This window comes from Streptomyces sp. NPDC002577, from assembly GCF_053594815.1.
In genome coordinates, this window is sequence record NZ_JBSFWK010000044.1 from 68,560 (window position 1) to 75,679 (window position 7,120).

At 71.4% G+C, this 7,120-nt stretch carries 6 protein-coding genes; all 6 read left to right on the forward strand.

The genetic code is table 11. From position 1 onward, the window contains the following. Positions 1-45: 45 nt before the first annotated feature. The 6 genes from ACWD4J_RS35705 to ACWD4J_RS35730 all read left to right on the forward strand — a co-directional run bounded on the left by ACWD4J_RS35705 (position 46) and on the right by ACWD4J_RS35730 (position 7,034). The gene (locus ACWD4J_RS35705; protein WP_451399665.1) at positions 46-1,416 is read left to right on the forward strand and encodes a cytochrome P450; all 1,371 of its coding nucleotides are present in this window, start codon (positions 46-48) and stop codon (positions 1,414-1,416) included. Between the two features lie 49 nt (positions 1,417-1,465). Next, positions 1,466-3,136 carry a thiolase C-terminal domain-containing protein gene (locus ACWD4J_RS35710; RefSeq protein WP_451399666.1) on the forward strand — a complete coding sequence of 557 codons (1,671 nt, stop codon included), beginning with the start codon at positions 1,466-1,468 and terminating at the stop codon, positions 3,134-3,136. Then, the gene (locus tag ACWD4J_RS35715) at positions 3,133-4,077 is read left to right on the forward strand and encodes an alpha/beta hydrolase (protein ID WP_451399667.1); all 945 of its coding nucleotides are present in this window, start codon (positions 3,133-3,135) and stop codon (positions 4,075-4,077) included. The genes ACWD4J_RS35710 and ACWD4J_RS35715 overlap by 4 nt, the downstream gene beginning before the upstream one ends. Further along, positions 4,074-4,592, forward strand: coding sequence for a DoxX family protein (locus ACWD4J_RS35720; protein ID WP_451399668.1), 519 nt, complete (start codon positions 4,074-4,076; stop codon positions 4,590-4,592). The genes ACWD4J_RS35715 and ACWD4J_RS35720 overlap by 4 nt, the downstream gene beginning before the upstream one ends. A gap of 55 nt (positions 4,593-4,647) precedes the next feature. Beyond that, a complete protein-coding gene (locus tag ACWD4J_RS35725; protein ID WP_451399669.1) occupies positions 4,648-5,478 on the forward strand; it encodes an NAD(P)-dependent oxidoreductase in 831 nt (276 codons plus the stop codon). A 113-nt stretch (positions 5,479-5,591) separates the two neighbouring features. Then, positions 5,592-7,034 carry an aldehyde dehydrogenase family protein gene (locus tag ACWD4J_RS35730; RefSeq protein WP_451399670.1) on the forward strand — a complete coding sequence of 481 codons (1,443 nt, stop codon included), beginning with the start codon at positions 5,592-5,594 and terminating at the stop codon, positions 7,032-7,034. Positions 7,035-7,120: the final 86 nt, after the last annotated feature.

Sequence of the window (7,120 nt, forward strand, 5' to 3'; positions counted from 1 at the left end):
GCGTCAGCCCGCTCTCCGCCACCCCGACACAGGGAGGACCACACCGTGAGCGCACAGGGCGCCCCGCAAGGCGAGGAGCGCAAGAGGAACCGTTACGACTTCGATCGCCACGCCCCCGGTTACCGGGAGCAGTTCGTGGAGATCACCGATGAGATGCAGAGCCGCTGTCCGGTGGCATGGTCGGACACGCACGGCGGCCACTGGGTCGTCAGCGGCAACCAAGAGCTGTTCGAGATCGCGCGGTCCGCGGAGTACCTCTCCAACGACCACGACGTGAACGGCGAACGCCGCGGATACAAGGGCATCAGCATTCCCACTCCGGATCGCGGGAAGGGCCAGCGGGGCGGCTTCCTCGAGATGGACCCGCCCGAGCAGCGCCACTACCGGCAGGCCCTCAACCCCTACCTCTCTCCCGCCGCCGTCCAGCGCTGGATCCCGTTCCTCGACGAGGTGGCACGGGCCTGTATCGACGAGAAGATCGAGCAGGGCAGCATCGACTTCATCGACGACCTGGCGAACGTCGTGCCCGCCGTCTTCACCCTGGCCATGATGGGCATCCCGCTCAGGAACTGGACCATCTACAACGAGCCCGCGCACGCGGGCGTCTACACCCGGCCCGACTCACCGGAGATGCCGCGGGTCATCGAGATGCACATCGCGATGATGCGCGACCTGGCCGTCCAGTTGGCGGCCATCCGCAGCAACCGCCGGCCCGGCCTGGTGGACGCGTTGGTGCACGCCGAGATCAACGGCGGGACAGCCTCGGACGAAGACCTCCTCGGCGTCCTGGCCCTGCTCATCGGCGGCGGCTTCGACACCACGACGGCGCTCACCGCGCACGCCCTGGAGTGGCTGTCGGAGAACCCCGGCGAGCGCGACCGCCTCAGCCGCGAGCGCGACACGCTGCTGGACTCGGCGACCGAGGAGTTCCTGCGCTTCTACACCCCGGCCCCGGGGGACGGCCGCACCATCTCCGCCGACTGCGCACTCGCGGGCACGGAGTTCAAGGAGGGCGACCGGGTGTGGCTGTCGTGGGCGATGGCCAACCGGGACCCCTCGGTGTTCCCCGATCCCCACACGGTCGACATGGCCCGCAAGGGCAACCGGCACAACAGCTTCGGCCTCGGCATCCACCGCTGCATCGGCTCCAACGTGGCCCGTACGGCGTTCAAGCGGATGCTGCTCCAGGTCCTCGACCGCATGCCGGACTACCGGTGCGACCCCGAGGGCACCGTCCACTACGAGACGATCGGCGTCATCCAGGGCATGCGCCATCTGCCGACGACGTTCACGCCCGGCAAGCGGCTCGGCCCGGGCCTCGACGAGACGTTGGAGACCCTCCAGAAGGTCTGTGACGAGCAGGGTCTCGCCGAGCCCGTCACGGTGCGCACGACGCGGGCAAGGATCCCCCGCTGAGCCCGGCGGCGTATCGCACATCCGCCAGAATCATCTGTGAGGAGATCCTGTGGCCCAGCCCTCGGGGCGTCCACTGCCTCTGCTGACCGAGGAGAACGAGTTCTTCTGGACGTCCGGGGCGGACGGCCGTCTGCGCTTCCAGGGGTGCGAGTCCTGCACCGCGCTGATCCACCCGCCGCAACCGGTGTGCCGCCGCTGCCGGGGTCACGACATCCGCGTCCGGGAGGTCTCCGGGTACGGGACGCTCGTCGGCTTCACCGTCAACGAGCGGTTCAGTCTGCCCGGGCTTCCCGCCCCGTATGTGGTGGCGCAGGTCGCGATCGAGGAGGACCCGCGGGTCCGGCTGACGACCAACGCCGTCGAGTGCGAGCCCGGGCAACTGAGGCTGGGCATGCGGATGGAGGTCGTCTTCGAGCAGGTGGAGGACGTGTGGCTGCCGCTGTTCCGCCCGGCGGCCGACCAGCCGGAGGCCGCCGAACTGCCCCTGGACGAGGTGGAACCGGACGCGGTCCCGCGTCTGGTGCGGCCGCCGGTGCGGACCGAGAAGTTCGAGGAGAAGGCCGCGCTCACCGGCATCGGCGCCTCCGAGCTCGGGCGCCGGCTCATGCGCTCGCCGCTGTCCCTGACGATCGAGGCGTGCGAACGGGCCGTCGCGGACGCCGGTCTGACACTGGACGACATCGACGGCCTGTCGACCTACCCGGGAGCCGGTGCGTTCGGCGGCTTCGCCGAGGGCGGCGTCACCGCGCTCGAGTCGGCCCTGGGCATCCGGCCGACCTGGTACAACGGCGGCGGTGAGACTTTCGGGCCGGGGGGTTCGCTGATCGCGGCGATGCTGGCGGTCGCGGGCGGTCTGGCCCGGCATGTGCTGTGCTTCCGCACGCTGTGGGAGGCCACACACGCGGATCTGGCCCGCCGCGGCAAACTGCCCCAGTCCGTGCCCGGCCGGGTGGACGGGACGAACGCCTGGCGGATGCCGTTCGGCGCCACGTCCGCCGCGCACGTGCTCGCGCAGAACGCGCAGCGCCACTTCCACCGGTACGGCACCACCCGCGAGACCCTCGGGTGGATCGCCCTGAACCAGCGGGCCAACGCGGCTCTCAACCCGACGGCGATCTACCGCGACCCGCTGACCATGGACGACTACCTGTCGGCCCGGACGATCACGACTCCGTTCGGGCTGTACGACTGCGACGTGCCCTGCGACGGTGCCGTCGCCGTCATCGTGTCGGCCGTCGACGCCGCTCGGGACCTGGCCAGGCCCCCGGTGCTCGTGGAGGCCGTCGGCACGCAGATCATCGAGCGCCTGGACTGGGACCAGAGCACCTCGACGCACGAGCCGCAGGTGCTCGGGCAGGCCGCCCATCTGTGGTCGCGCACCTCGCTGCGGCCCTCCGACGTCGATGTGGCCCTGCTGTACGACGGCTTCACCCTCAACTGCCTGTCGTGGATCGAGGCGCTCGGCTTCTGCGGCATCGGCGAGGCCAAGGACTTCCTCGACGGGGGCAAGAACATCGCCCGGGACGGCGTGCTGCCGCTCAACACCCACGGCGGCCAACTGTCCCACGGGCGCACCCACGGCATGGGCCTGGTCCACGAGGCCGTCGTCCAGCTGCGCGGCGAGGGCGGGGCACGGCAGGTGGCCGACGCCCGCGTCGCCGCGGTCAGTTCGGGCGGCCTCACCCCCAGCGGCGTACTTCTCCTCAGGACGGACACGTGACCTACAGCGACACCGAACACGCGGCGGCGACCGGGGCGGACGATCCGCCGTACGCGCACAGCAGTCCCGTCGTACCGCATGTCGTCGATGTCGACGGCATTCCCCTGTCGGCGCTGGTGTGCGAAGCGCCGCGGCCCCGTGCGGTGATCGTGGCCCTGCACGGCGGAGGCACCACGTCGGCGTACTTCGACTGCCCCGGGCGGCCGCGGCTGTCGCTGCTGCGGACCGGTGCGGCGCTCGGGTTCACCGTCGTCGCACTCGACCGCCCGGGATACGGCGCCTCGGCCGAGTACGCCGCGAAGGTCACCGGCACGGAGCGTCCCGTGAACCTCGGCTATGCGGCGGTCGAAAAGCTGCTGGAGGGCCGGTCGCGCGGTGCCGGGGTGTTCCTGCTGGCGCACTCGGCGGGGTGCGAGCTCGCGGTGCGGATGGCGTCCGACGAACGGGGGCGGGAGCTGCTCGGCCTGGCGGTCGGCGGATTCGGACGGGAACTCGACCCGCACGCGAAGACGGTACTGGACCGGACCGGTGAGACGGCCGACGCGGACACCAGGCCCGCCCGGGGCCGGCGTGCGTTGCTGTGGGGGCCGAGCCGGCTCTACGCACCCGACGTGTACCGGGGCACCGCGATCTCCGCACCCACTCCCCCGTACGAGACGCAGGACCGGCCCTGGCGGCACGAGTACCCCGGGCTGGCGGCGCGGGTGCGGATCCCCGTGCAGATCAGCCTCGGCGATCACGAGACGGTATGGCGGTCCGGGCCCGCGGAGCTGGCCGAGATCGCGTCGCTGTTCACCGCGTCGCCGCGTGTGAGCGTCAACGAGCAGGCGCAGAGCGGTCACAACCTGAGCCTCGGCCTCGCGGGCCTGGCCTACCACCTGAAGGTGCTGTCGTTCGCCGAGGAGTGCGTGGTGCTGCGTGAGCAAGGGGGGTCCCGATGACGGGCGTGGACGCGGTCGCCGTGCTGCTGGTGCGTGCCGTCCTCGGCATCACCATGATCGTGCACGGTGTGAACCACTGGCGGGGCGGCGGCCGCATCGAGGGAACCGCCCGCTGGTTCTCCGGACTGGGCCTCACGTACGGGCGGCTGCAGGCATGGATGAGCGTGTTCACCGAAGTGGGCTCCGGTGTGCTGCTCCTGCTCGGCCTGGGCACACCGCTCGCCTGCGCCGCCGTGATCTCGGTGATGCTGGTCGCGGGGCTACTCGCGCACCGGCGCAACGGCTTCTTCGTGTTCAAGGACGGCTACGAGTACGTCCTCGTGCTCGCGGTGGCGTCCCTGGCACTGGCCGTACTCGGGCCCGGCAGCCTGTCGATCGACGCCGCGAGTGACATCGAGGTGACCGGCTGGGCCGGCGGCGGCATCGCGCTGGGTGTCGCCGTGGCCGCGACGGCGGGACTCCTCGCCCTGTTCTGGCGCCCCGGGCGTCCCGCATCCGCGGACGGAGACGCATGACGCCGACGGCCCGCGCAAGCACACCACGACACGCACGCTTGGACCAGGAGACCCCATGACACACGTCGGATTCATCGGCCTGGGCAGCCAGGGCGCCCCCATGGCCCGCCGGATCATCGAGGCGGGCCATCCGGTGACACTGTGGGCCCGCCGACCCGCATCCCTCGTGCCGTTCGAAGGCACCCCGGCCAAGGTGGCCGCCTCACCGGCCGAACTCGCCGCGGCCAGCGACCTCGTGTGCGTGTGCGTCGTCGACGACGCGGACGTGGAGGAGGTCGTCCTGGGCGAGCGGGGCGTCCTCGCAGGGCTGCGCCGCGGCGGCGTCATCGCCGTGCACAGCACCGTCCACCCCGACACCTGCCGGCGGCTCGAGGCGCGCGCCGCGGCACAGGACATCCAGGTGGTGGACGCGCCGGTGAGCGGAGGCGGGCCGGCCGCGGCGCAGGGGCGGCTCCTGGTGATGGTGGGGGGCGAGCCGGGCACCGTGCGGTACTGCCGCCCGGTCTTCGAGAGCTACGGCGATCCCGTGGTGCACCTCGGCCCGCTGGGGTCGGGGCAGGTCGCCAAGCTCCTCAACAACGTGCTGATGACCGCCAATCTGGCGACCGCATCCGACACCCTCGCCCTCGGCCGGGAACTGGGGATCGATCCCCTGGCTCTCGCCGAGGCCGTCGGGCACGGCAGCGGCGCCAGCTTCGCGCTGGGCCGGATCGCCGCGAACGGCGGCTCGTTGCAGGCGATGGCCCAGCACGCCGGCCGGCTGCTGCGCAAGGACGTACGCCTCCTGGCGCAGCTCACCGGGGCCGCCGCCGAGGGCGCCGAAGGCGGTGGCACCGTGCTCGCGGCCGCCGACGCCGCGCTGGAGGAGATGAACCACCCTCGGTGACGCATCCGTGGTGACACACCCGCGACGGCCGCGTCCACCACGCCGCGCGCCGAGACGCGTGCGCGCGATTTTCCGTACTTGAGAATGCCATTTCCAGATATACAGGAGGCGGGATGCCTGTCACCGGGACTCTGCTGATCGACGGTCAGCTCCTCGATACGGCACGGACCTACGAAAGCCTCAACCCGGCCACGGGCGAAGTCCTCGGCCAGGCCCCCGACGCCACGACCGCCGAGGCCGAGGCCGCCGTCGCGGCGGCCCGCCGCGCCTTCGACACCACGACCTGGGCCACGGACAAGGACTTCCGCATCCGGTGTCTCGACCAGCTGTACCAGGCGCTGGTCGACCACAAGGAGGAGCTGCGCGAGCTGACGATCGCCGAGGTCGGCGCGACCCGCGCGCTCACTCACAGCGCACAGCTGGACGACCCCATAGAGATCGTCCGCTACAACGCCGATCTGCTGCGCTCCCACCCGTTCACGGTCGACCTGGGCGAGATCGACTCGCGCGGGCAGCGCCACCACCGCTGGGTGGAGAAGGAGCCCGTCGGCGTCGTCGCGGCGATCCTGCCGTACAACTACCCCAACCAGCTGGCGCTGGCAAAGCTCGCCCCGGCGCTCGCCGCCGGCTGCACGGTCGTCCTCAAGGCCGCCCCCGACACCCCGCTGATCACCCTCGCACTCGGCGAACTCATCGCCGAGCACACCGACATCCCCGCGGGCGTGGTCAATGTGCTGTCGTCGTCGGAGGCGGCGGTCGGCGAGGTGCTGACGACCCACCGCGACGTCGACATGGTCAGCTTCACCGGTTCGACCGCGACCGGCCGCCGCATCATGGCGGCGGCGAGCGAGACCGTGAAGAAGGTCTTCCTCGAACTGGGCGGCAAATCCGCCATGATCCTGTTGGACGACGCCGACTTCGCCGCCGCCTCCATGCTCGCCGCGTACATGATCTGCACCCACGCGGGCCAGGGGTGCGCCCTCACCTCCCGGCTCCTCGTGCCGCGCGAGCACCACGACGCCGTCGTGGAGCAGGTCGCGCAGCACTTCGCCCGCGTCCGCTACGGCGACCCGACGGATCGCAAGACCTACATGGGCCCGCTGATCAGCGAACGGCAGCGGGACAAGGTGGACGGCATGGTGCAGCGTGCCGTCGCGGCGGGCGCGAAGCTGGTGACCGGCGGCGAGCGCGTGAACCCCGGCTTCTTCTACACGCCCACGCTGCTGGCCGGGGTCGATCCGGACAGCGAGATCGCCCAGGAGGAGGTGTTCGGCCCGGTCCTCGCGGTCATCCCGTTCGAGGACGACGACGCGGTACGCATCGCCAACAACTCCGTCTACGGGCTCTCCGGCGGCGTACAGAGCCGCGACCAGGAGCGGGCCCTCGCGGTGGCCCGGCGCATCCGCAGCGGCACGTTCAGCATCAACGGCGGCAACTACTTCGCACCCGACGCGCCGTTCGGCGGCTACCGGCAGTCCGGCATCGGCCGGGAGAGCGGCGTCGCGGGTCTGGAGGAGTTCCTGGAGTCGAAGACGTTCGCGACGGTGGCGCACTGAGACCCGAAGTGAGCCGCACATGACCGCCGACCAAGCCCCACCAGTGGACTTTGCCGACCGCGTACCGGTCGTGATCGTCGGAGCCG

Coding starts and splice junctions, on each gene's coding strand:
- ACWD4J_RS35725 (WP_451399669.1), top strand. CDS start 4,648: ATGACACACGTCGGATTCATCGGCCTGGGCAGCCAGGGCGCCCCCATG.
- ACWD4J_RS35730 (WP_451399670.1), top strand. CDS start 5,592: ATGCCTGTCACCGGGACTCTGCTGATCGACGGTCAGCTCCTCGATACG.
- ACWD4J_RS35720 (WP_451399668.1), top strand. CDS start 4,074: ATGACGGGCGTGGACGCGGTCGCCGTGCTGCTGGTGCGTGCCGTCCTC.